General features: G+C 56.6%; 25 protein-coding genes and 1 pseudogene. 3 read left to right on the top strand and 23 right to left on the bottom strand.

Going from position 1 to position 24,211, the window contains the following annotated elements:
* Nucleotides 1-395: 395 nt before the first annotated feature.
* Nucleotides 396-1,007, bottom strand: a complete 612-nt coding sequence (locus CRO62_RS00645; RefSeq protein WP_179784417.1) for a dienelactone hydrolase family protein — start codon at nt 1,005-1,007, stop codon at nt 396-398.
* Between CRO62_RS00645 and CRO62_RS00640 the strand changes: the two genes are divergently transcribed.
* On the top strand, nt 994-1,953 hold the full coding sequence (locus tag CRO62_RS00640) for an IS3 family transposase (RefSeq protein ID WP_323455411.1): 960 nt from the start codon (nt 994-996) through the stop codon (nt 1,951-1,953). The genes CRO62_RS00645 and CRO62_RS00640 overlap by 14 nt on opposite strands.
* A 149-nt stretch (nt 1,954-2,102) precedes the next feature.
* Here CRO62_RS00640 and CRO62_RS00635 read toward each other — a convergent pair whose 3' ends face one another.
* The 5 genes from CRO62_RS00635 to CRO62_RS00615 all read right to left on the bottom strand — a co-directional run bounded on the left by CRO62_RS00635 (nt 2,103) and on the right by CRO62_RS00615 (nt 7,338).
* Nucleotides 2,103-2,954 carry a cation diffusion facilitator family transporter gene (locus CRO62_RS00635; protein WP_323455423.1) on the bottom strand — a complete coding sequence of 284 codons (852 nt, stop codon included), beginning with the start codon at nt 2,952-2,954 and terminating at the stop codon, nt 2,103-2,105.
* Nucleotides 2,955-3,297: 343 nt separating this feature from the next.
* Nucleotides 3,298-3,702, bottom strand: coding sequence for a hypothetical protein (locus CRO62_RS00630; RefSeq protein WP_097098754.1), 405 nt, complete (start codon nt 3,700-3,702; stop codon nt 3,298-3,300).
* A 115-nt stretch (nt 3,703-3,817) separates the two neighbouring features.
* On the bottom strand, nt 3,818-4,747 hold the full coding sequence (locus CRO62_RS00625) for an HD-GYP domain-containing protein (protein ID WP_179784416.1): 930 nt from the start codon (nt 4,745-4,747) through the stop codon (nt 3,818-3,820).
* Between the two features lie 180 nt (nt 4,748-4,927).
* A complete protein-coding gene (locus CRO62_RS00620) occupies nt 4,928-5,410 on the bottom strand; it encodes a chemotaxis protein CheW (protein ID WP_097098752.1) in 483 nt (160 codons plus the stop codon).
* Nucleotides 5,410-7,338, bottom strand: coding sequence for a methyl-accepting chemotaxis protein (locus CRO62_RS00615; protein WP_097098751.1), 1,929 nt, complete (start codon nt 7,336-7,338; stop codon nt 5,410-5,412). The genes CRO62_RS00620 and CRO62_RS00615 overlap by 1 nt, the downstream gene beginning before the upstream one ends.
* A gap of 798 nt (nt 7,339-8,136) precedes the next feature.
* Here CRO62_RS00615 and CRO62_RS26960 point away from each other — a divergent pair.
* Both CRO62_RS26960 and CRO62_RS00610 read left to right on the top strand, forming a co-directional pair.
* The gene (locus tag CRO62_RS26960) at nt 8,137-8,379 is read left to right on the top strand and encodes a hypothetical protein (protein WP_143539363.1); all 243 of its coding nucleotides are present in this window, start codon (nt 8,137-8,139) and stop codon (nt 8,377-8,379) included.
* A gap of 4 nt (nt 8,380-8,383) precedes the next feature.
* The gene (locus CRO62_RS00610; protein ID WP_179784415.1) at nt 8,384-9,238 is read left to right on the top strand and encodes a PAS domain-containing protein; all 855 of its coding nucleotides are present in this window, start codon (nt 8,384-8,386) and stop codon (nt 9,236-9,238) included.
* Between the two features lie 320 nt (nt 9,239-9,558).
* Here CRO62_RS00610 and CRO62_RS00605 read toward each other — a convergent pair whose 3' ends face one another.
* The 17 genes and pseudogenes from CRO62_RS00605 to ctlX all read right to left on the bottom strand — a co-directional run bounded on the left by CRO62_RS00605 (nt 9,559) and on the right by ctlX (nt 24,209).
* Nucleotides 9,559-10,095: a DUF2867 domain-containing protein gene (locus CRO62_RS00605; protein WP_097098749.1), complete on the bottom strand. Its 537-nt coding sequence runs from the start codon at nt 10,093-10,095 to the stop codon at nt 9,559-9,561.
* 121 nt (nt 10,096-10,216) lie between these two features.
* The gene (locus tag CRO62_RS00600; RefSeq protein WP_179784414.1) at nt 10,217-10,978 is read right to left on the bottom strand and encodes a nuclear transport factor 2 family protein; all 762 of its coding nucleotides are present in this window, start codon (nt 10,976-10,978) and stop codon (nt 10,217-10,219) included.
* Between the two features lie 185 nt (nt 10,979-11,163).
* Nucleotides 11,164-11,613: an Rrf2 family transcriptional regulator gene (locus CRO62_RS00595; RefSeq protein WP_097098747.1), complete on the bottom strand. Its 450-nt coding sequence runs from the start codon at nt 11,611-11,613 to the stop codon at nt 11,164-11,166.
* Nucleotides 11,614-12,311: 698 nt separating this feature from the next.
* A pseudogene (locus CRO62_RS27420) lies at nt 12,312-12,431 on the bottom strand (integrase); the annotation flags it as partial.
* Nucleotides 12,432-12,802: 371 nt separating this feature from the next.
* Nucleotides 12,803-14,107, bottom strand: coding sequence for an IncP-type conjugal transfer protein TrbI (gene trbI, locus CRO62_RS00580; protein ID WP_097098746.1), 1,305 nt, complete (start codon nt 14,105-14,107; stop codon nt 12,803-12,805).
* Between the two features lie 11 nt (nt 14,108-14,118).
* Nucleotides 14,119-14,598: a conjugal transfer protein TrbH gene (gene trbH, locus CRO62_RS00575; RefSeq protein ID WP_097098745.1), complete on the bottom strand. Its 480-nt coding sequence runs from the start codon at nt 14,596-14,598 to the stop codon at nt 14,119-14,121.
* On the bottom strand, nt 14,598-15,452 hold the full coding sequence (gene trbG, locus CRO62_RS00570) for a P-type conjugative transfer protein TrbG (RefSeq protein ID WP_097098865.1): 855 nt from the start codon (nt 15,450-15,452) through the stop codon (nt 14,598-14,600). The genes trbH and trbG overlap by 1 nt, the downstream gene beginning before the upstream one ends.
* Before the next feature lie 17 nt (nt 15,453-15,469).
* Nucleotides 15,470-16,147, bottom strand: coding sequence for a conjugal transfer protein TrbF (locus CRO62_RS00565; RefSeq protein ID WP_097098744.1), 678 nt, complete (start codon nt 16,145-16,147; stop codon nt 15,470-15,472).
* A 17-nt stretch (nt 16,148-16,164) separates the two neighbouring features.
* Nucleotides 16,165-17,352, bottom strand: coding sequence for a P-type conjugative transfer protein TrbL (gene trbL, locus CRO62_RS00560; protein ID WP_097098743.1), 1,188 nt, complete (start codon nt 17,350-17,352; stop codon nt 16,165-16,167).
* Nucleotides 17,346-17,573 carry an entry exclusion protein TrbK gene (gene trbK, locus CRO62_RS00555; protein WP_097098742.1) on the bottom strand — a complete coding sequence of 76 codons (228 nt, stop codon included), beginning with the start codon at nt 17,571-17,573 and terminating at the stop codon, nt 17,346-17,348. The genes trbL and trbK overlap by 7 nt, the downstream gene beginning before the upstream one ends.
* On the bottom strand, nt 17,570-18,379 hold the full coding sequence (gene trbJ / locus CRO62_RS00550) for a P-type conjugative transfer protein TrbJ (RefSeq protein ID WP_097098741.1): 810 nt from the start codon (nt 18,377-18,379) through the stop codon (nt 17,570-17,572). Before trbJ ends, trbK begins: the two co-directional genes overlap by 4 nt.
* A complete protein-coding gene (locus CRO62_RS00545; protein ID WP_097098740.1) occupies nt 18,351-20,819 on the bottom strand; it encodes a conjugal transfer protein TrbE in 2,469 nt (822 codons plus the stop codon). The genes trbJ and CRO62_RS00545 overlap by 29 nt, the downstream gene beginning before the upstream one ends.
* 10 nt (nt 20,820-20,829) lie before the next feature.
* Nucleotides 20,830-21,129 (bottom strand): conjugal transfer protein TrbD, encoded by a 300-nt coding sequence (locus tag CRO62_RS00540; RefSeq protein ID WP_097098739.1) that lies wholly within the window; start codon nt 21,127-21,129, stop codon nt 20,830-20,832.
* Nucleotides 21,122-21,526: a conjugal transfer pilin TrbC gene (gene trbC / locus CRO62_RS00535; protein WP_097098738.1), complete on the bottom strand. Its 405-nt coding sequence runs from the start codon at nt 21,524-21,526 to the stop codon at nt 21,122-21,124. Before trbC ends, CRO62_RS00540 begins: the two co-directional genes overlap by 8 nt.
* The gene (gene trbB, locus CRO62_RS00530; protein WP_097098737.1) at nt 21,516-22,487 is read right to left on the bottom strand and encodes a P-type conjugative transfer ATPase TrbB; all 972 of its coding nucleotides are present in this window, start codon (nt 22,485-22,487) and stop codon (nt 21,516-21,518) included. Before trbB ends, trbC begins: the two co-directional genes overlap by 11 nt.
* A complete protein-coding gene (gene traI / locus CRO62_RS00525; protein ID WP_097098736.1) occupies nt 22,484-23,122 on the bottom strand; it encodes an acyl-homoserine-lactone synthase TraI in 639 nt (212 codons plus the stop codon). The genes trbB and traI overlap by 4 nt, the downstream gene beginning before the upstream one ends.
* A 163-nt stretch (nt 23,123-23,285) precedes the next feature.
* Nucleotides 23,286-24,209 (bottom strand): citrulline utilization hydrolase CtlX, encoded by a 924-nt coding sequence (gene ctlX / locus CRO62_RS00520; protein ID WP_097098735.1) that lies wholly within the window; start codon nt 24,207-24,209, stop codon nt 23,286-23,288.
* Nucleotides 24,210-24,211 lie beyond the last annotated feature (2 nt).

Genomic DNA, 24,211 nt, shown 5'->3' with positions numbered 1-24,211 from the left:
CTATGATCTCGATGTGGGGTATCGCCATGTGATCACGCTATGGAAAAAAATCTGATGCGTCGAGTCTCGAAAGACACTTAGTTTCTCCCCGTCGGGCCGCCCAATCGAGTTACCACGTCTTAAGGCTGGAGGCCCACGGGGAGTCCGGTTTGCTCGCGATGGGATGTACCCGGGTCGCGAGCGCACGGAAACGGCAAGCACCGTTCCAATCAAAACTTCAGAGTAGACTTGACGAAGTCTGTGACCGTCTCGACGGAGGCACGAGTCGCCTCAGGATCCATACCAACAAGTGGCTTTAGTTTTACACAAGCATCTTTGTAGCTGAAAGGCTCATTGGTTTCCGCGTTCATCAAGACACCGACATCGTTTTCTTTGATCTCGCAATCACGCACTGATTAGTCAGCCTTCGTGGCCACCGGAGGATTGGCACCGATTGGATTACCAAACCCGTGTTGCGCATTCGGATATTCCGTGATCGAGACGTCAACACCACTACTCTTCAGCCGTTCCGCGTAAGCCTTGCAGGTCCTAACGGGATTATAGTTGTCCTGAGTGCCATGAAAGATGCGGATTGGACGCTGTTGCACAACACAATCTTGTTTATAGGTCGTTCCGCAGTCGGGATAGAAACTCACATAACCCGCTAAATCGACGCCGCTCTTGTTCCACATTTTTTGAAACCGAGAAACGCTAGAATAAAGGGCGCCTTGGCCACCGCGGGAAAAGCGCATCAGAATGATCCGATTTGGGTCGACCCGCGGATGCTTTGCCAGGATGTCAAGCGAACGAAAAATGTCGAGGGAAAAATTGAGGCGGCCCAACGGAGCCCGATTGTCGCCCACGCTGATTAAATTACGACCGGTCATGCCGTCGATGATAAACGTCGAGACGACCAAGGAGTTGAAATGGCGGCGCCAAAATTGAATATTAGGGCCGACGCCTCCGGAACCATGCATTAAGACGACAACCGGAAGGGACCCGTTATCTTGAGCAATGCTCAATTCCACCGGCGAGGATAATCTCCTTACCGTCTGCATCGCCGTTCAGATATTGCGTATCAGTAATTGTCAGCGAGTGAATTTATTGGAATTCGACCCGCGCCGGGATCGATTCGGGTTGGCTCCGCTCTGCCCATGCGTCATTGATGCCAATAGCGCGACAGCTAGCGATACTTGTAGAAGTATAATGCAGAACTCAATCGGCTCTGCTTCCCGAGCCAGCGAGGACAAACGACAGACTGATCTTCTCCTGAAGGCGTGGGAGGAAAGCGGCAAGGTCTACGGCTATCAAAAACTGCACGACGACCTTCTCGATCTGGGCGAGATGTGCTGCCCGAACCGGGTTGCGCGCCTGACCCGTCTTGCCGGGATCAAGGTGCAGATCGGCTACAAACGCCGTCCCGGCATCTATGGTGGCAGACCTTCCGTCGTCGTCGACAACACACTCGACCGGCAGTTCGACGTCGAGGCTCCAGACACGGCGTGGGTTACGGACATCACCTATATCCGGATCTGTGAGGGCTTTTCCTACCTTGCTGTCGCTATTGATCTCTATTCCCGCCGGGTCATCGGTTGGGCAATGCAGAGCCGCCAAACCACGGATGTCGTGTCACAGGCTCTGCTGATGGTATGGCGGCGCAACCCGAAGAACCAGGTGCTGATCCATTCGGACCAGGGCTCCCAGTTCACCAGCATGGACTGGGCCTCGTTCCTCAAGCACCACAATCTGGCTCACTCGATGAGCCGACGAGGGAATTGCCATGATAACGCCGTCGCTGAAAGCTTCTTCAATCTCCTGAAGCGCGAACGGATACGTCGCAGGGTCTACCATTCACGCGATGAAGCACGCCAGAACGTGTTCGATTACATCGAGATGTTCTACAACCCGAAACGCAAATCCGTCAGGAACGGGATGCTGTCGCCCGTCGAGTTCGAGAAGCAGCAGAAAATCTGACCCGAGGGTGTCTACGGAACTCGGGGCTATTCAGTGGCTCCTATTGCGAGGCTTGAGTAAGTCTGGAATCGTCTCATTGTTGCCGTGTCCCGCTTAGGGTGTCATTTCACCCCCAGCCAGAACCGACCCCAACCTCATAAGCCTGAGTTTTAAGAGTGGTAGCCGATGCCGGAGTGCATCTCGTCCGCTCGATCCACCTGGATAGTCGTGTGATGAACCCTCCAACGATCTGCAAGCATACTCTCGACGTTTGACCGGACGGCCATCGCATCGACGCCATCTGTGAGTATGATATGGGCTGTCAGACTTATCTCATCGCCCGCCATCGTCCACACGTGAAGGTCATGGACGCTGGTGATACCCTGAACACCTTCAATTGTCTGCCTGACCTCGTTTAACCGCAGGCCCGCCGGGACGCCCTCAAGCAAGACATTGGTGGTGTCGCGTAGCAATATCCATGTTCGGGGCAATACCCATAATGCGATACCAACCGCAACAACAGGATCGATCCAGGTCCAACCTGTCAGATAAATGGTAATTGCGCCAGCAGTAACGCCTACCGAACCGAGCATATCGGCCCAGACCTCAAGATAGGCACCCTTGACGTTAAAGCTTTTATCTCGACCTGAGGCAAGGATCCGCATGGACGCGAGGTTCACAAGGAGACCGAGGAACGCGACAACAAACATTCCGACAGACCCGATCGGTTCCGGGCTACTGAAACGTTTGATCGCTTCGACCAATACGTAGATTGCCACTGCAAAAAGAAGCATGGCGTTGAAAGCGGCTGCCAGCACCTCCAACCGCTTGTAGCCGAATGTCCGCTTGTCATCGGCTTGCCGGTTTCCGAACCGGACGGCTAGAAGTGCGATGGCCAAGGCAGCGGCATCGGTCATCATGTGCGCAGCATCGGACAGCAGTGCCAAACTGTTAAAGTAAAACCCGGCAATTACTTCTGCGGCGAGGAAGATCGAGGTTAACGCGAACGCCCAGCTGAGCATTCTTGTATTGGCACCAGCCGTATGGTTATGGCCTTCTTGTCCATGCCCAGGACTGTCGTCTAGAGCGATATGATTGTGAGGTCGTTGATTGCCCACCATCCGATGTCCTCCACGAATTCATTTCTCTGGGTGATGGCAAATGACACACCCATCAAACATAGCACGTTGCTCGTCGCTTGGCCCTCTATCCTTATCCAAGGTTATGTTGGAACCGGGTCCTTGATAGCATCATTCCCGTTCCGGAATATTCAGTTTCCTAAGGACGGACGGGGGAACAGCCGGACCTTTTACGATAGTCCGCATGTTATCAAAGCCGTTTAATCGAAAATGCGTATCATATAAATTAGATGCTGCCCCGTTTACCGCTCTGCAGTAGCAGTTTTTCCGCCGTATGCAGGGCCTCTTCACAGGTGGAAGCAAGCACCAACGGGTAGCCCCAGAATTTCAAGAAAATCACACCAAAGGCCATAAGGGCGACTCGCTTCGCGGCACTCGACTCAATCACGATCATTGCCAAGACCAAATTGCGCAATTCAGCTTTGTGCTTCTTCATCCAGAGTGATGTGTATTTCTTCTCCTCCTGGCTATGTTTATGATTTTCGGTCGGAGCGGAATGTGTCAATAAAACAAAAGCTTCGTTGCGTTTCAAGTTCGCCTCGAATTCTTCGAACCCTTGTCTGAACGTGTTTCCTGAGCCGTCTGGTAGACCCATCCAGACGAAAGGAAAATTAGAACTGTCCATCGACATGTACGGTTGGCCTTATCGTCAAAAAATATAAAATTGCTACCCAGCATACCTGTGTGGGCGCCAAGGGTCATTGCTAGATCCTGCCATTTCATACAGCATTCACGCCAAGATCGCATTAGGACGCCAGTTGGAGATTGATGACAGAACAGAACGTCTTCAAGAGAGACCTGTCGAACTGCCCCTCTTGCCGCAGCATAAATTCGGCAGCTTCTCGGGCTGGCCAAGCTTTCTTGTAAGCGCGGTGTGAGGTGAGCGCGTCGAAGACGTCACAAATGGCGGCAATTCGCACAGGAACTGTAATGTCCGTCCCCGACAAGCCTTCGGGATAACCCTTGCCGTCGGGTCTTTCATGATGATGGAGACAGATGTCGAGCACAGTCTCCGGCATGCTCCCCGATCGAGCCACAATATCTCTGCTATATTGCGGATGTCGGCGGATCGACGCCATTTCTTCGTCGGTCAAACGCCCGGCCTTATTCAAGATTTCTAATGGAATTCTCATTTTTCCCACGTCATGAAGCAAGCCACCCATAGCCATGACGCGGATGGCACTTTCGTCGAATTTCAACGCTCGGCCGAAGTGGACCATCAGAGCAGTCACTGCGATTGAATGCAGAAACGTGTATTCGTCTTTGCTCTTCAGTCGGGTCACTGCAATCAGTGCCCTCGAATTTTCCTGCATGCAGGTGGCAATATCTTCAACAACCTGCAGAGCCGTGTCGGCTGGAATTGATTTGCCCATTCTCGCTTCTGCGAAGATCGAGTTGATGAGCGGCTTTGACTGTTTGATCGTCCGCAATGCCTGCGCGACCTGCCCTTTCGGCAATTCGGTGACATTCTTTTTCGACGCTAAAGGGGGGGGGCAGCCTTTCTTGAACGTGTTGATGATAACACCATCGACACTGCTGGCTCTCAATATCTCCAAATCCCTGGGACTGTCGAGAAGAAAGCGGCTTCGCCAGAATTTCTGGCCACTCCAGTTGCCGTCAACTGCCTCTACGAACATGCCCAGGCGGACCTGCTCCGGCTTGATGCGTCTGAGCATGCTGCGCTCTGCCTCCCAATCGTGTGAACATTTCATTTCAGAGGTCTGATATCCGCAAGCGCTACTGGAATCTGAACGCTTGCAGATATCAATGAGAGGGCTCACCGCCGCCGGCTCCCTACGTTGCAACCCTTCCCGAATCCGCGTTTCAAGACGAAGATGTGGTATGGGAACTTGGAGCTATGCTGCAAACATTGCCGGGGTTTGATCTTTCTCGAACATTTGTTCCAGGTTGAGGAAGCAGATCATACCCTCAGGTTGAGCGATAATGCCGTCGGCATATTTCATTCCGCTTGGCACGCTGATCTCCGGGACTGGCTGAAGCAGACTGAAGGGGATCGTCAGGATGTCCGATACTCGGTCAACGACGAGGCCCATGGCCATGCCGTGAACTTCAGCAACCACGATGGCGCTGCGCGGGGTCGGATCGGTGCTTCTCATACCGAGCTTGTTGGCAAGATCGATGATCGGGATCACCGTGCCCCGCAGGTTCATGACGCCGATAACGTCTGCCGGAGCATGCGGGATCGAGGTTGCCGGTCCCCATCCGCGAATTTCGCGGATGGTTGTCGTACGTACGCAGAATTCCTGATCGTGCAGCCGGAAGGCGATGATCTCCAGCATTGCGCCTATGCCACTCGTAGATGGATGAGTTGCGTTCATCAAAAGTCCTCCCACGTTTCCTTGACGGCGGCATTGCCAGAAAACGCCTTGGCCACCTTGCCGGCCAGACGCTTGACTGGAGACTGCACAGGGCGATGTCCCGCCCCGGCTGCCATGACCGCACCCGTCTGGCGCAGTGCGTTTCCAAGCTGGAACTGCGAGATCAGTTCGCGCAGCCTTCCGCTCTCGTTGGCAAGCGTCGCGCCGGCTGCACTCGTCTCCTCGACCATGGCCGCATTCTGCTGGGTCACCTGGTCCATCTGATTGACGGCCGTGTTGACCTCGGCCAGACCAACGGACTGCTCCCTGGCCGATGTGGCGATCGAGTCCATGTGCTGGTTGACAGTGACAATGTAGCCCTCGATGGTTTTCAGCGCCTCGCCTGTGTCGCTGACCAGTTTGACACCGCTCTGCACTTCGATCGAGGAGTTTCGGATAAGGTCCTTGATTTCCTTGGCAGCCTGGGCCGAGCGCTGGGCCAGTTCCCTGACTTCCTGGGCGACGACGGCAAATCCCTTACCGGCATCTCCGGCACGGGCCGCCTCAACGCCTGCGTTCAGAGCCAGAAGGTTGGTCTGGAAAGCGATCTCGTCGATGACGCCAATGATGTTGGAGACCTGGTTGGAGGACGCCTCGATCTTCTGCATGGCATCGACTGCATTGGCCACCACCCGGCCGGACTCGGCGGCGCTTTCATTGGCCTGCACTGCGACCTTGCGGGCTTCTTCGGCACGCTTGGACGAGTTGGTCACATTGACGGTGATCTGGTCGAGTGCGGCCGCTGTTTCTTCCAGTGCTGCTGCCTGTTGTTCCGTCCGCTTGGAGAGGTCGTCCGCACTGGCACTGACTTCGCGGCTGCCATTGTCGATAGCGCCGGTCGCCTCAGCCACGGTTCTCAGTGTCTCGGAGAGTTGCGCAACAGCAGTATTAAAGTCGGCACGCAAAGTTTCGAAGTCGGGAGCAAATGGCTTGTTCAGCTGGAAAGTCAGGTCGCCGTTCGCCAGATGTTTCAGGCCTTCCCCCAGACCGGTGCTCGCCTCCATCATTTCCTCTGCACGGACCCGATCTGCCTCTACCTTACGATGACGCTCTTCCTCCGAAAGACTGCGGTTAGCGGCAGCTTCCTGCTCAAGGCGCCGATTGGCCACAGCGTTATCCCGGAAAACTGCAACTGCGTCTGCCATCTGGCCGACTTCGTCCTTGCGACCCATGCCAGTGATCGGCTCCTCGGTTTCACCTTCCGCAAGTGAAAGCATCCGTGCTCGCAGGGCATTGATCGGGCCGGTGATACCCCGGCTTGAAACGTAGAGGGCTGCGATGATCAAAGCTGCAAACAAGGCTACGAGTGAAACGATATATGTGAGGATCGTCGACTGCATGTCTTTCGTCATACGCTGACTTTCGACGTTCATATGCTTTAGCATCGCATCGACCCTCTGACGCATAGTCTCTTGCAACTCTGCCACAGCCGGATCGATCTTCGCCAGGATTGCCCTCGCCTCATCGTCCTGGTCTTTTGCGCTCAAAGCGATGACGTCGTCTGTCATCTTCAGAACTACCTCCGAGCGTGTCCGCCACGTACTGATTTCGTCTTTCATACTCGGCATAACATCAACAAGCAGGTCAAATCGCTCGTTCATACGCTTGGCGTTATTTTCGTACCCGCTCATGACCGCCTTGTTGTAGGGATCATTGGCAGCATAATTCAGCGTCTGGTTCGCATTGTAGGCTGCACCAACGAGGGATATGCTGATGCGCGCAAGCGCTACTGTCGCGACGCCGTCATTGTCTATGAAGCCAGCGTAATCCTCGCTGGTCTTTTGGTAACTTGAGGCAACCGCACCAATACCAGCAAGGCCAGCAACGCATAGCGGAATAATAAGTGCGAGGATTTTCGTTTGGATTTTGGTGTTTTTCAGAAATGACATAGCTTGCTCCTGGGAAACGGAATGGCTGTTCACATGGTAAGACAGGGTGAGCAAAATCATTCTGTCACCATGACGCAATGCAGTAATGAATGTTTATTTAATTGGAGCAGGACTTCGTAGTCCATCATATATCGGATACACCAAATTAAATCTGTAGATGATCTTAGATATACGAGGAAATTTTGCAGATATATTACAGTATAAAACCCAGAATATTGTTCGCTTGAGGCAAATTACTGAATCGATAAGACCAGGATCTCATCGCGATTGCGCGGATATATTAGTATTTTGGCCATTTGAAACTCGATCTAAGTTTACGCCATTGATATTAGTGAATTCTCATTTATGCGACGCGGATACGTACGGCAATTATTTGTAATACCCGCCTCACGGCCACTGCATACAAAATCTTACCTACACATAATCATATCGCGCGAAAATTTTTCGTGTATTAATTTCAATATATAATAAAGTTTGCATTTTCGCCTTTTTGAGCGACTTTCGCTCTTGATTGAGAAATCCTGCGGAAGATAACCAGTGCAGTGAGCGTTTTTCGCTCATTTGTGGCGATGGACGAAACAAAAGGCCCGCAAATGGCAGGTTTTGAAGGCACCTAGTTTGCGGTGTTTCGCGGAAGGTATTCCACATCGTGGCTTCGCCGTGATTAAGTGAATAAGCTTATTCACAATCAGTATTCAGTAATGGAGAGCGGGCTGTAAACGGCACAATTCTCTACTCGAGTAACGATAGTCGCCTTGACAACACAAGGGCGGCAACACGACGCGGAAGGAATTAACAATGCCGACAACGCGGCTCATGCAGTTTTCATCAACTGGGAGAAGCGAAGAAGCGATCGATGAAAACGGGTTGCTACGCACTCAGGTTCTACAAGGCGTTTCCTCATCGCATTTTCTAAGATTGATCGAAGATCGTGGCCAGATTGGCTTCTGGACGCTGGAATTTAGCTCCAACCATATGACCACGTCTGTTGGTCTCTATCGTCTGTTCGGCATCGCCCCCTCCATCCCGTTAGGGCCGTGAAGACGTGGTCAAGATGATTCATCCCGATGACCGGGCTGCTCACGGACAGATGTACGAAACCATACGTGCAGGCTACTCCATCGAACGAGAATTTCGGATCATTCGACCGGACGGGACGATGCGTTGGCTTCAAAACAAGGCTGAGGTTATTGTCGATGCCAAAGGAGCCCCTGCTCGCGCGGTCGGCGTCATGATTGATGTCACTGACCAACATGCGTCGCGTCAATCCGTTGAGGACGGCTGGCACCGTTACAAGACACTGGTAGCATCAATGGCTGTGATCGAATATGCGATATCAGCAGGCGGCGACTTCTCATGTGTTGGTGGATGGTATGAGTTAACCGGCCAGACTGAAAACGAGACAGCTGAGTTTGGATGCCTCAACGCCATCCATCCAGATGATCGCGAGCTGACAAAATCGGCATGGCTCTCTGCCTTCGAAAGCGGCGGTTCTTATGCCGTCGATCCCCGGATCAGATGTAAGGATGGGCAATACCGCCGTTTTCTCAGCCGAGCCGCGCCTGTGTTCAATCCAGATGGGACAATCCGTGAGTGGATTGGGGCGCTTCTTGAAATGAGCGGAGAAAAGGCCGAAAAGGATCATAGTGAGAATTCCATGCCGCGTTTAAGAGCGCGCCATGTCCGTGCCGCCCGCGCCCTCCTGGACTGGACGATTGACGAATTGGCGCTCAAAGCCGGAGTCTCGGTGTCATCCGTCCGCCGCCTCGAGGCGGATGCAGGCCAACCTGTCGGCAGCCAGGTCTGTCACTCCGTTCGCAAAACACTCGAGGCGAATGGCATTTTTATCACATCCGGGCCGAAAGCAGACGATGTGTCCATTCACTTCAAACATGGTTAGTCTTCCGCATGCCCCTACTCCGCCCTGTTGGGGTCTGCGCTTATCAACAGCAGCGCGATGTTTACGTCACGAAACTCTCGAGTTTCACTCGGGATGTTACCCCGACTTTTTCAATGCAGCAAAATCAGGATTCTCGCGCCAGGGAGCGAGCGGCCCAATCGCGTAAAGCGGAAGCCCAAGGTAATTGCTTGGCAGAAAAGGCTGGCAGAGCGCGCCCGACGATGCTGATCGCCAACTCGGAAAGAGCTGCCGTCAGAGCGTTTCAGTATCCTGACGGGACGCATGTTTGATAGCGTTTGGGCATCAAAGGAGATTGCCGCTTATGTGATAGTCCCGTTTGCAAAACCAGCGTTGGCAGCCCGGTAAAGGCTCAAGCGGATCAGCAAACGATGGAAGGGCTTGATCAAAGCAATGTACGCCCGCGCGCGCCGGTTATGGCACTGAACAACGGTGGTGGCGAGCACGCGATCAAGGCCATCGCCTCCTTTCTGAACGAACAATGAAATGCGCAGGTTCATGAGTCGATCGTCCTTCCCCAATATCAACTCGTCGTCGTGCACGGACAAAACCGGGAAGATGCCTACATGGTCATCGTCATCATCATAACGCAAGCTGCGGGGCTTGTCGGCTACTTTGATTCCAAGGCGACGAGTAACGCCATCACGGATTGAAAATAGGGTCTTTAGCCCCGGCAAGGGCTGGCCGAAGACTGCATCTCCAATAGCGCGCAGGTTATTGTCCGCGCCACTGGGAAGCGGTGCGGCAAAGGTGTCAACGAGGTCTGCATCCCTGTACCAGTCGGCTAACCTGCTTTGAACGGGAGGAGGCTGCTCAGTCACGGACAAGTGGGAAATCATCTTCCAAAAATACCTTTATGTGTCTTTGCCATCGCCGCGGCAATGGCTCGGCTCGGTCGTCCGAGGAGTTGCGGATTATATGAAAATTAAAAGGGACGCGCGTGGGCGCCCCTCCGAATGCTCAGAACTTGCCGTTCTGGTTCTTCCACTCAGCCTTTGCAGGAATGGCTTCGATCACGTCCCAGTGCTCGGCAATCTTACCGTGCTCGACGCGGAACAAGTCGTAGAAGGCGGTCGGCTTCTCCGCCAACGTGCCTTCGCTCATAGTGAGTACAAAGTTGCCTTTGCCCAACACGCGATGCACGGTGTCATACCTAACGGTGAACCCGGTCTTGGCCATGGCCTCGAACGCTTTGCCAAGCTCGGACAGGCCATCGCTAATCTGTGGATTGTGCTGGATGTAGTTATTACCCTCGAAGTAGCTCGCAAACTTCTCCATACGGCCGTTGACTAGGATGTCGTCCACATAGGCCTTTATGAGCGCCTTGTTTCCTTCGGTTTTGTCGAAGTCGGTAATCTCTGTCGGACCATCCGTCATGGTGTGGCCGCTTGGGTTGGGGCCTGCGGTTTCCTGCAGGTTATCCCAGTGCTCGACGATCTTCCCGTTCTCGAAACGGTACACGTCGAAACCGACTTTCGGGCCGAAAAACTCGTAGGCGCAATGTGCCACCACGAAGTCGCCATCCTCGAATATACGCAAAACGTCCACTCTGACCGCGCCTTTAGGCAGGGAGGCAAGCATCTGGCTGAAACCGGCGAGGCCGTCCGGAACGGCGAGGTTGTGCTGGATGTAGCCATCGGCACTGATAACGGCGATGGCGTCGGACGTGCCCGAGGAAGCGGCTTCAAGCAAGTCAACAACCTGCTGTTCCTGTCTGGTCATGATCGGCTCCTATGCAAGTGTGGCCAAGACGCTCTTCAGCATCATACGGCGAAGCGCGGAAAAACACTAAGGATGCCGCGACGGTTGATCGACTGTAATGTGTATCCGAATAAGTTACATATTAGTTTGTATCTATTACAAGCACACACTGTTGTAAAGAGTTTGTCGCCAAGGTCGGCTCGGTCTTAGCCCACTTTGGCGGCGTCCGTTGTCCGGCGGACTTCGTTCACCGCAACATCAGCCGCCAGGCTCGCAATCGTCGTGTGGGCAAGCTCTGTAAGCAGCGCTTGCTCCGTGGCATGCAAGCGTGCCTTAAGCACGGGCGGTATATTGCGCCCCACGGGGCAGAACGGGTTGGGTTCGCCATGGATGCCGAACAGAGACCCCCCATCGTCAACCGCATGATATACGTCGAGCAATGTGATCCTCTCAGCCGGTCGAGCGAGCAGTGCACCCCCCCCAGTTCCCATCCGGGACGTGGTGAGGCCGGCTTTGGCAAGCGGAGATAACAGGCGACGGATCAGGGACGGATTGGTGTTGACGCTTGATGCGATCAGCTCCGAGCTGGCAGGCACTCCCTGCTGGGTTTGCAGGAAGATGAGGATATGAATGGCAACGGCGAAACGGGTGTTCATGGAATAGGCCCGAGTGTAAGCTTTCAAGTGGACACTGTAAGTGGGTGTTGTAGCAGCCATTTACCACAGTATCAGCTTAAAGTGCACACGTTCCAGCCCGTCGCGCATATAGCGTGATGCTTCATACTCCCAATCACTGGCCGCTGTGGCGCGATCCCGTAATGGGGCCTTATCCAATTATGAGCGCTCGCTGGAAGACGCAATCTTTATCAACCTCGAAATTACTGTCCAGGGCAAGCAATGCCGCTCGCATACTGCCGGTCGGGATCCGTCCAGTTTTTCCCTCGGACCTTATTTACGATAGGGTTCTCATTTCCATCTGCTGTATTCGCGAACTCGCTCTTCTGGACGGTCCTGCAGCTCTCGCTCAACGTGCTGGGGGAAAGTCTCGCCATGGCGATCCAGTCCTGCGAGTTCACAGATCCGGATATGCACCCATGACAGCTAGTTTCGGTGCAAGAGTACTGGCCCCGGGGTGAAACCTGGACAGCATTTTACAGTAGGATTGATGCGCTACTCTACGAAGCAAAGCGAGGAGGGCGCGACCGCAGCGTATCCGACAGCCCGCCCATCTCCTCGCTTGCAAACCATACATTTGACCCGCCTTTCGGCCTACATGCTTACCCTTGGTAAAATAGAGTTCTGCGTTGGCAATCTACGATTCTGTTTTGATCACACGACGCGGCCGGCGGCGCGCCCTATATTCGTTCGGTATTATTGTAATACCCGGAAGCCTGCGTGACCGAATTGTGCATCGATTGCTGCACGGCTTGAGCAAGCGGAATGCCCCGGTTCGCAGCTTCCTTACCCCCGCCCGACGTCTGCTTTGGTCGCGGCCAGGCCATCCTGCTCGAATGTGAAAGGATCAAACGAGACACCTTCAGACTGCGCCGCTTGAGCAGCATAAAGGGCTGAACTGCCCCCTTCTTCCGACCAGACAGTCGTCAGGCAGCTGACGGGTTATGTCCGTCGTAGGCGATAGACAACCGAGCAGAAGCTGACGATCTCGACGCCCTTCCTTCGGTTTTTACTCGCCTTCAATTTTGCTTTCGCCTCGCAGGGATCACAAGCCATCGACCTTTGGCATATAAATCACTGCTCCCACGAGGTCAGAAAACTAAGGGAGCGACCTTTCGCTATTCACAAGTTCCCTCGTACCATAAGATAATCGACATTTTATTTGCGCTTTTCAGCGATACTGGCTTGGAAAAACAATGTCCTGATCTACCAAGACATTGAACTTATAGCCCGGTCGAATCTGCAGTGTCGGCTGCACATCCATGTTCCGCTGGATCGTCCGGTCGGCCACTCGCCCAAAGGTCTCGACGAAATTGCGCCTTGCCGCATCTGAAGCCGTATCCTGGGTGGCAAGCGTCGAGCTCTGAGGCACCGCCATGTCGATGCCCGTCCCGATCAGCGCGATCATGACCGCCGAGCCGAAGGTTTTGAGGTAGTGATTGTTCACCTTGTCATTGAAGCCGCCGTACCCTTCAGCATCCGTGCCGGCCATGCCACCGATTTGCAATGTCGAGCCGTTCGCGAAGATGATGTCTGACCAGACGACGAGAACGCGGTTTTGACCGAATGATACCTTGCTGTCATAGCGACCGAACAGTTTTGTGCCCTGCGGGATCAGTAGCTGATGTCCTGTTGCGCTGTCATAGACATTCTGACTGACTTGGGCTGTGATGCGACCCGGCAAGTCGGAATTGATCCCGGTGATCAATGTCGCGGGAATGACCGATCCGCGTTTTAGCTCGTATGGGGACTGCTGTGGCACGACGCGGCTTGGCAGATAGCCGAGGTCCTTGAGGTCGACATTGAAGAAGTCTTCCTTGGAGCTCTGTCCGTTTGGATCCACGTTCTGTCCGCCCAGACCGGCGCGCAACGCCGCGGCATAGAGATCGGACGCGCTTCCGTTCGTGGCGGCTGTCGTCGTCCTCCGGGCCATGGCACTCTCATCTTTTTCCGGCCTTACTTCCAGCTTGCCGCGATCGATGGCAAGCGGCGCATCATAGGCGGAGTCTCGTGCCTGCATCCGCGCCATCCGCTGGCGTTGCTGCTCGCGCAGACCCTGTTCCTGTTGCTCTCGGGCGAGTCGCGCCCGCCACACCTCCTCTGGCTCCAGTTCCGATCCTCGTTGTTCCGGCCTCTGCTCGGGCTGCGTGAACGGATTGGCCGCCTTCTCTTCGGCCTGCTTCGTCTCTACTGGGGTCGGCTGGAACATCGTCTGCGGCTGTGGCTCGCCAATGATGCCGTCGGTGACGCCCCGCTTGATCTGGTCAGCATAGGTCGAGGCCGGATTGCCCGAACTCGCCTCCGGACCACTATCCTTTCCAAAGTAAAGCCCGCGCGAGGCGAGCCCATAGAAGATGATGCCAAGAAAGGCGACCAACAGCACGATCACGACGATAACCGGCACGCGGTTCACCCGCTTGATGCCAGATGTCGCCAGACTATTCGCAGAACCACCGAGCTTGAGAGACTGCACCATGATGTCCTCCCTCACCCGCGCCGCATCAGCGACAGCGCGCTTGCCGGTGTCGCACCCGATGTCGTCACTGTGTAGGCCCGACCGAGTTCGACACTGCTCGTCGACAGCCGTGCCAGAATCTGGCCGTCATAGGGCATGATGACATAGGCGAGCGGGATGACGGCCACGCCGCTATCCATCTTCTGATCGGTGACAACGGAGTAACCCCATCCCTTCAAGGCGGCTTCAAGCGCCTGCCCGAATGGAGAACCATCCTGTCTGAGCAAAACAGTCGCCTTTCCCTGCCCGATCTGTTCAGCTAGTCGGCTGACCATGTCGCCGGCGATCGCGCCCGCTGCCGGTCCGGAGATTTCTGGAGGTGCCGCGCTGGAGGCGAGGACGCCGGTGTCCATTGACTGGCATCCGGAAACAAGGATGGCGATGGCACTCGTCGCGGCGAAGCAAAAGATAGGGCCGAGGCGGTTTCCTCTGTGACGGTGGAGGTTCAGCATCACCGGCCTCCCCTGCTGATGGTCACCTTCTGCTGTTTCCAGCCGACGCCTGAGACGAGGACAGCGCGATCGATATTGTAATCGACCACCATCATATTGTCCTTCATACGATAGTTGACGATGCGGTTCTGTCCGCCGGAGATGACGAAGAGAACCGGGGCATCCTGACCGGAGATTGATCGCGGAAACTGGATGTAGGTCTTTTGTCCATCTGAATAGACCCTTGTCGGCCGCCAGCCGGCACTGCCGGAGACGGTATAGGCAAAGCTCAATTGCTCGGCCGGAACGCCGGCGCCGGGAACCGTGCTGGCTTCCAGCCGGGCGTTGACGTCGGCAAGTTTTGCCGAGACGTCCTCGGGATATTCGAACCCGACGCGCGCCATATACTGCGTGGCATGTGATTTCAGCTGGATGTGATAGGTCCGCCGTGACGTCGTCACCACCATCGAGGTGACCAGACCTGGCTCCGACGGCTTGACGATCAGGTGGATCGCCTGCCCGCCTGCCGCTCCAGAGGTCGCAGGCTCCACTTTCCAGCGCACAGTGTCCCCGACCAGCACGTCGCGAACGACCTCGCCACCCTGAAGCTCGATGTCGCAGACCTGCAACGGTGAGCAGACGACCGACGGCTGCACTTCGCCATAGAGGAAAATCACTTTCCCATCGGAGCCTTTCGTCACGAGCCCGCGGCTTCCGCGCCATTGTGTCGAAATGCCCATGCCTTTCGCCTCGTTGGCAGTGACACCATCCGCGGCAACTGCGTGGGAGGGGGCAGAAGCCATCACCGGGAAAATGAGCAGCACGGCGGCGCCCGCAGTCAGCATGGCCCGTATTCTGAGATGTCTGATGTTCATATTGGGAGCCATGCCTTTCAAAGCTGTGCAGTCCAGTCGAAGTCGCGGAGATAGAGCCCGATGGGATTGAGGCGGATGACGCCCTCGTCCTGAGGTGGCGTCAAAGTCACGGTGGCGATCCCGCGGAAGCGGCGCGTGGCTGTCTCCTTGCCGCGGCGATCCCGCTCGAACTCCGTCCAGTCGATCTGGTAGCTTTGGTTCGACAGCGCGACGATGTTGTTGACCTCGATTGACACCGTCGCGGTCTTTGCCTTCTCGAAGGGCGAATTCGAGCGAAACCACGCGTTGACCTTTTCCGTGGCGGGATCGGAGGTGCGCAGCAGCCCATAGGTCCGGTCGATGTACTGTTTCTGCACGACAGCATCCGGCGTGACGGACCGGAAGTTCGATACGAAACTGCCGAGTGTCGCGCGCACCACACGCGGATCGGCATACTCGATCTGCTGCGGGAAGCCCGCATTGACTGATGTGCCGAGCTTGTCGACTTCGACGATGTAGGGAACGAGCTTGACCTGCGTGCTTTGGTACAGCGCGTAGCCAAAGCCGATCACAGCCATGGTCATGCCGGCAATGCCGACAATGCGCCAGGCGGCGGCTGATCTCACATAGGAACCATAGCGCTCGTTCCATTCGTTGCGGGCGGCAATATAGGGATTGGCAAGATCGGGATTATCAAGCGGATTGTGTCCGGCCATGGCTGATCGGCCTCCAGTTATTTAGTCTCGTTAAGTGGCGGTGGAGGCGTCGAGGCGGTACGACCCGGCTGCTGGTCGAGTTTGGCATTGGCAAGCCCGAGCAGAGATCCGGCATAGGCGCCGGGCGAGCCGACAGCCTTATCCTTCGCGGCAGACCCAGCTGCGCCTGCAGTACCACCGATACTCGCTTCCATACCGCGCAAAGCGGCAGTGCTGAGGGACGCTCCCCCTGCCCTTGCCGCGCCTGCTGCCTGAAATCCTCTGCTGGCTGCCGCCGTCGCCAAAAAGCCGGCGCCCGCCGCAAAGGATGCGGCTTGTCCGCCGTGGCGGATCGATTCCATGCCGCCGGAAACGGAAGCGCCTTGAACGACACCCTGTAGGATCGGCGGCACATACATGGCGATGACAAAAACCACGACCGAAATACCCGCGATCGCGAGCGTCGTGATGAACTGCTCGGAGGTTGCTGTCGGTGCTTCGGCCAGGCCGAGCAGGATGTCGGAGCCGATCTTGGCAATCATCACCAGCGCCATCAGCTTCATCCCGACGGAAAAGGCGTAGACCAGATATTTGATGGCAAAATCCTTGGTGTAGGATGTGCCACCCAATCCGAGCATGATCATACCGGCGAGCAGGCCGACATACATCTCCACCATGACGGAGACGAAGATGGCGGAAACCAGCGAGAAGCAGACGACGACCACGACCATGGCGAAGACGGCGGCGATCGCCAGGGAATTGTCCTCAAAGAGGCCAAACTTCGCCTGTTCCGACATTTTGGTCGCAACACGAATACCTGCGTCGAAAATGTTGGCGGGAGACGCCGAGCCACCGCCAGCTCCGATCTGGTAGAGGCTGTCGACAACGGCTTTGGCAAAGGCCGGCCCCTCATTGAGAATGAAGGCAAACAGACCGATGAACATGATGCGTTTGACGAGTTCGGCGAACCAGCTGTCGAGCGAGGCGGCGTTGATCGCCAGCCATACGGCGGCGATCCCGACCTCGATGCCGGCAAGGATCCAGAACAGCGAGCGGGCTGCATTCATCACCGTCGTCTCCCAGCCCTTGGCGGCGGTGACGACGGAGTTTTCGAGTGTGGTCAGGACCTGGCCCTGTTGTGCCAACGCTGGCGTGGTCGCCAGCAGGACAACTGCGATCACGATGAACATCCGTTCAAGCGCGCGGGAAGAAGGAACGGCTACCATCGCGGCTTCATCTCCTGGCCTCCGCGAATGTCGCGGTTGGCGTCTCCACCGAAGAACTCTTCACGATGTCGGCGCCGGTCTTCATCGGAGGGAGAGCCTGTCGCGATGGCACTGGATCCTGAAACTGGCTGCGGTCGAAGCAGGACCGAGGTTATGACGCTTGCACCCGCTGCGGAGACGACCGCTGCAAGGACGATAATGACGATCAGACGGGGGCTCACCAGCGGGGCTCCATCGTTTGGCCACCCCTGATATCGCGCTCGGTCCCACTGAAGAATTGTTCGCGCCGCGCTTGCGCAAGATCCTTTTGCGCCTGTTCGGACTGGAACCACGTGCCCATCATCGTCATTTGCTGAGAGACCAGACCGCGCAATTTCTGCATCTGGGCGACCTGCTGAGCGGCGATCTCGTGCCCGACCTGCAGGGCCTTCATCTCGCCGTCGGCCGATTCCGACATCGACCTGAGCTGCGACATCGTGCTCTCCTCACTGGAGAATTGCTCCGCCGTCAGATTGGCGCCCTTGAGCGTGCCGGCGATGGTGTCGCGATTGGTGTCGGACCAGCTTTGATAGGTCGTGGAAAAGCTCGCTCCGTCCGGCAGGTTGCTCTTCATGTCGGCGAAGCTCTGGAAGCGTGCTTTCAGGACATCGTCGACATTGCCCATGGAGAAGGCGACGCCCTGTCCCTGGTTGACGACGTTCTGGAGATGCTTCAGATCGCTTTCGACCTCGCCCCATATGTGGTTTGGAAGCTGCGCGGTGTTCTGCAGCATGTTCTTGTAGATGTTGAGCTGGTTCTGGATCTGCTCGGCCAACTGCGAGATCTGGGTAATCTGGTTGTTAACCTGCTCAGCGGACTTGCCGACAAGCGAGATCAGTTCGGTATTGTTGGCGAGTTGTGTCCATTCGGTCGCCTGTCCTGTCACGCCGCCGGCTTCGGCTGGCAGTGGGAAAGCGGACGAGAGCGTGAGGGCCACACCGAGCGCGGCGTGCGATTTCCTATTCGGTTGGGAAGAGCGTTTCGGCATGGGTGATCCCCCTTTGCTGGAGCCAATGGAGAGGCCAGGCGGCCCCATGTTCAAAATGGAGGGAGCGGATGCGCTTGAGGTCTTCTTTTCCGGACGCTCCGACAAAAGAGAGCGCCACCGGCCCAAGTGCCATGTCGAACAGACGTCGACCCTCGGGCGACACAACGTAATAGTCCCGCTTCGGGATCGCGGTCGCGACGATCTCGATCTGCCGCTCGTTGAAGCCGATCCGTTCGTAAAATTCACGCGTTCCCGGTTCCCGTGCAGCACCATTCGGCAGGCAAATCTTGGTCGGGCAGGATTCCTTCAGCACATCAATGATGCCTGATCGCTCGGCATCAGAGATCGACTGGGTGGCGAGCACCACGGCGCAGTTGGCCTTGCGCAGCACCTTCAGCCATTCCCTGATCTTGTCGCGGAAGACCGGGTGGCCGAGCATCAGCCACGCTTCATCGAGAATTATCAGGCTGGGTGCGCCAGTCAGACGTTTTTCGATGCGTCGAAAGAGATAGGTGAGCACGGGCACGAGATTGCGCTCGCCCATGTTCATCAGTTCCTCGATCTCGAAGCACTGGAAGGCTCCGAGCGCCAGACCGTCCTCCTCGGCATCAAGAAGCTGTCCCATCGGACCATCGACGGTATAGTGATGCAGGGCGTCCTTGATCTCACGCATCTGCACGCCCGAGACAAAGTCGGAGAGGGAACGTCCGCGCGACTCCGCTATCAGCCCAATCTGTCGGGAGATAGCGTTGCGGTAGTCCGGCGTGATCGTCACACCCTGGAGCGCAACAAGCATCTCGATCCACTCCGAAGCGAAGGCCCGGTCGCCATCAGTCGAGAGTTCCGCTAGCGGGCAGAAAGAGAGTGCCCTCGCCTCGCCATTGGTCGACGGATCGATATCGCCGCCAATCTGGTAATGGTCGCCCTCCAACCCGAGTGTCAGCGGCAGCATCGAGCCTCCCTTGTCGAAAGCGAAGATCTGCGAACCGGTGTAGCGTCGGAATTGAGCTGCGATCAGTGAGAGCAGCGTTGATTTGCCGGACCCCGTCGGGCCGAAGATCAGCGTGTGGCCGACATCGTCGACATGCAGGTTGAGCCGGAAGGGCGTCGACCCGCTGGCTACGTGCATCAACGGCGGCGATCCGGCCGGGTAAAACGGGCAAGGTGCTAGTGCGCTTCCAGACCAAACCGAATTGAGCGGGATGAGGTCGGCGAGATTGCGCGTGTTGATCAATGGCTCACGGATGTTGGCATAGGACACGCCCGGCAGGCTGCCGAGAAACGCATCGGTCGCGTTGATCGTCTCGATCCGTGCGCCAAAACCTTCCGCCTGGATCAGGCGGCGAACCGCCTCACATTTCTCCTGTAGTCTTGGCTGGTCCTCATCGAAAAGTACGATAACCGGGGTGTAGTAGCCATAGGCCATGAGCTGCGATGACGCCTCTGCGATCGCGTCCTCGGTCTCGGCGACCATGAGCATGGCATCCTGGTCGAGCGACCGCGACTGCGTCTGAAACAGTTGGTCGAAGAATGGCCGCACCTTTTGCTGCCATTTCTTACGCGTGCGCTCGAGCCTTGCGCGGGCCTCCTCGGCGTCGAGGAATACGAAGCGGGATGACCAGCGATAGGTGAACGGCATCAGATCGAGACTGTTCAGAATTCCTGGCCAGCTTTCCGCGGGCAAGCCGTCGATCGCTACCACGCCAAGAAACCGGTTCTCGACGAGTGGGGTCATACCGTGCTGCAACTCGGCCGTCACCAGCCAGTCGAGATACATAGGGATGTCAGGCAGACGCACCGGGTGGTTATCCCCGGTGATGCAGAAGCGGATGAACTGGAAGAGCTCATCATAGCGGGCGACACGATGACCGCCGCGCTCTGGCGTTTCGCGGGTCATCATCCGTCGGATCGACACGACATTGGCGAGATACTGTTCGACCTCGCGGATCGATGTCAGAAAGCTTTCCAGCGCCTTGTCGGCATAGGTGGCGGACCGGCTGCCAATGTCGGAATAGACATAGCGCGTCAGTCCGGACCGCCTCGGCACCGGTGGACGCCAGGTCAGGATCATGGCATGCCGGCTCTCGTAGTGCCCGCTCTCCTTCTGGAAATGCGCGCGCCGCTCCGCATCGATGGCTCGTGTCACCGGATCGGGGAAATGACTTGATTCCTCCGTTGGATAATCGCTGGTCGGCACCCTTACAGCCTCAACCTGGATCATCCAGCTCGAGCCGAGGCGCGACAGGATGGCATTGATTTGTCGCGACACCTCGTTGCGCTCGGCGTCGGTCGAACTTTCGCTGTCCGGTCCGGCAAAATACCAGCCGGCCATTAGCGAGCCATCCTTCAGGAGAATGACGCCGTTGTCGACCAGCCCGGCATAGGGAACGAGATCGGCAAAGGACGGTCCGGAATGGCGGAAGGATTTGAGGGCAACCATGTCGTACCCCTCAATACCTGCGCCAAGGCGACGATGTCGCGCGGTAGAACGTCTTGTAGGATATATGCCGGATATAGACCCTTCGCATAAGCGGATCGGCCTTGGCCATCGCTCGAAGGGCTGCGAGCGTGACCAGCCAGACCGCGGCGCCGAATAGCGCCGCATACCAGGTCAGGACGACGAAGATCAGGATGACGGCGGCGAGCGCCGTCACCAGGACAAGCTCGCGGTCGGCGCCCATCAGCAGGTTCGGACGCGATAATGCCCTGTGCACACGCGAGCGCGCCAGAGAAGATCCGGCCTCAGCCATGAGTCTCTTCCCCCGCGGTGGTAGGCGCTATCCTCGGTTCGGGAGTTCCTTGCTCGGCCTGCGCGTGACCCTCCCCGATCGAGGCTCCGGTCGCGCCGAAAAGGGCAACGATCTGTGTGGCCCCGAGCAAGACACCGCCAACGAGTGCGACATAGCAAAGCCTTCTCGCGAAATCATTCAGCTCACCTCCGAAGATCAGCATGGCACCAGCAATGGCGACAGCGGCCAGTGCGATGAAGCCGGCGACAGGGCCTGTGATCGATTGCTGGATCTGTTGCAGCGGCGATTCCCAGGGAAGACCGCCTCCGCCCGAGGAAGCGAATGCGGAATCGCTAAAGCCGATAGAAATGGCGACAAGCATCGCGCCGGTGAGAAGAATGGAGATTTTACGCGACATGGCTGTCCTCGTGGATATGGGCATAGTTTTCGGTCTGGTAGTGGCTGTTGCGGTATCCCTCGATGTGGATCACCTCGCGGACCCGCCTCCCCTTCCCCGTCCGCTCGATCGAGACGACGAGATCGACCGCTTCACCGATCACCTCCTGCATCGGCTGCTGGCTGGCCTCGGCGGTCAGTTGCTCAAGCCGACGCAGCGCCGACATGGCGGTGTTGGAATGGATCGTGGTGACGCCTCCCGGATGGCCGGTGTTCCAGGCTTTCAGGAGCGTGAGCGCTGCGCCGTCGCGGACCTCTCCGACGATAATGCGATCGGGCCGCAGTCGCATGGTGCTTTTCAGGAGGCGGGCCATATCGATCGTATCGCTGGTATGCAGGCACACCGCGTTTTCAGCCGCGCACTGGATTTCGGCGGTATCTTCGAGGATGACCATGCGATCGCCGGGTGCGCTCAAGACGATCTCGGCGATGATAGCGTTAGCCAGCGTGGTTTTTCCGGAGCCAGTGCCCCCGGAAATGACGATGTTCATGCGGGCATCGATCGCGCTGCGGATGGTAGATGCCTGCGCCTTTGTCATCACATTCAACGTCACATAGTCGTCAAGCGGGATGAGACGCGAGGCGAGGCGGCGGATCGTGAAGGCGGGTCCGGATACGATGGGCGGAAGCAGACCCTCGAAGCGATGGCCACCGATCGGCAGTTCGCCGGAGATGATCGGGCGCTCGTTATCTGCCTCCGACTGCAATGCGTGGGCGACACTGCCGATCACGACTTCCGCAGCCGCTGGCGTCATGACCCCGGCTTCGGCTACACCGTGACCGAGGCGTTCAATGAACAGTCGGCCGTCAGGGTTGAGCATGATCTCGACGACTGTCGCATCATCGAGCGCTACGCAGAGCTTGTCGCCAAGTGCGTCCTGGAGTTTGCGGACAAGTCTGGGATGGGAACGGAGCTGGTTCACGCCGCGCTCCTCGCCGAGTGATTGTCACCATAAGAGAGAGTAGATCGATAGTTCGGAGGGCGAACCTGTTCGAAGCTTTCCTGATCCGCTGGAAGTGTGCCGGCGATGGCGACGGTATTGCCAATCGCAACGGGTTCACCCAAACGCGCCATCGGCCAGCCAGCCCGGTTCAGGATGCGCTCGAAGCGAAGGTCGGTCGCGGTGACGATCTTGTCGTAGCCATTCGCCATCGACCATTCGATGATCCCAGCGAACATGGTGAGTGTTGCAAGATGAAGCTGCCCCCCTCCCCTGCCCACGGGCAAGGTCGTATCGACGCAAAAGCGGGAACTCTCGATCATCGCGCTCGTCGCATTGAGCGAACCATCCCTCAAGAGCTGCGGAAATGTCAGCTCCAGCATAGTCGGGCCTTGTGCGGGCAGAAGGCGCGCGCATCCGACCACACGTCCATAGTCTGTCACCGCAAGGACATAGGTGGGGTCGAACTGGTCGTACTCGTCAAATTCGCCTGTCTCGGTGACTGTGACATCCCATTCGAGGCGACCTCGGAAGACCATTTCGCGAAGTCGATGCATCTGCGCCAGTTCATCTTTGTGATGGGCGTGTTGATCAGGGGGAACGGTCAGGATCCGCATATCTTTCTCCGCTTGATTTCACCGTGCGAAGAAAGAGCATCTCGAAAGCGACGTGGCTATCTGCAGATCTGCAGTGCTCGCCGTCAGCAGGCCATGCCGCTTTTACTTTCCTTTCCTGTGCATCAAACGCATCCGCCAACGGGTAGGCGTGGCTTGGAAAACCCTAGGTTTTGCGGGGGATCAGGTGAATGCCGGCCAAGGTGCAACGCACCGACCCTCCGGCCATCTCAATAGAGGGTATATCAAGCGCAACAATTCGTACGCAGTCTTCGATCGCTTCTCGCTGGGAAGGTTCAAGCGATGCTACAGCTGTCGTAGACATTGCCAGAATGCGCCCACTACTCCCCTCAAGTTCCAGTGCATTGCCGGCAAATTTGCCAATCTGATCGTCGCGCAGTTCAATGACCTCCCGCCCTGACCTATGCAAGCGGGCCAGAATCTCTTCACGACGGGAGATGTCGCGTATCATACCGCTCCCGATCATGGCGAAATCGGTTCCGATGCACATCAATACATTTGTATGGTAGACCGGCATTCCTTGCGCATCGCACGCATCAAAAACCATCGGCTCAAAGCCGAATTGTGTGGCGAACCGCTCGAGCGCAACAGGATTTGTTCGATCCGAGCGAGCCGCGTATGCGACCCTGTCAATGTGGTCGAGGACCATCGCACCCGTTCCTTCGAGAAAAAGTCCATCAGGTTCCAGCCCGGAGTAGTCGACAACCTGCTGCACCCGGTATTTCGATTTCAGCATTTCGATAACATCGACCCGTCGCTCTTTTCTGCGATTTTTTGCCCGCATGGGATAAATGGCAACAAACCCGCCGGCATGTGTCGAGAACCAGTTGTTTGGAAAGACAGAGTCAGGTGTTGTACTGCCCTTATCGTCAAACATATGGACGGTCACACCGTGATGCCGGAGCGTTTTGGCTGCGTTGGTTATCTCGGCATAAGCCTTTTTTGAGATGTCCGAGACATCGACGCCCGCAGCTTGAAAACTGTTGTCATCAGCCGTCTCGGTGTTAACCGTAAAATTATGAGGCCGGATCATCACGACTGAGGCCGGTGCTTGCGCAGAATATCGCATGA

The organism is Rhizobium sp. AN6A, assembly GCF_900215635.1.
GTDB lineage: Bacteria > Pseudomonadota > Alphaproteobacteria > Rhizobiales > Rhizobiaceae > Agrobacterium > Agrobacterium tumefaciens.
Note: the sequence above shows the minus strand (reverse complement) of the source record. Positions and strands in the feature narration are given on the sequence as shown.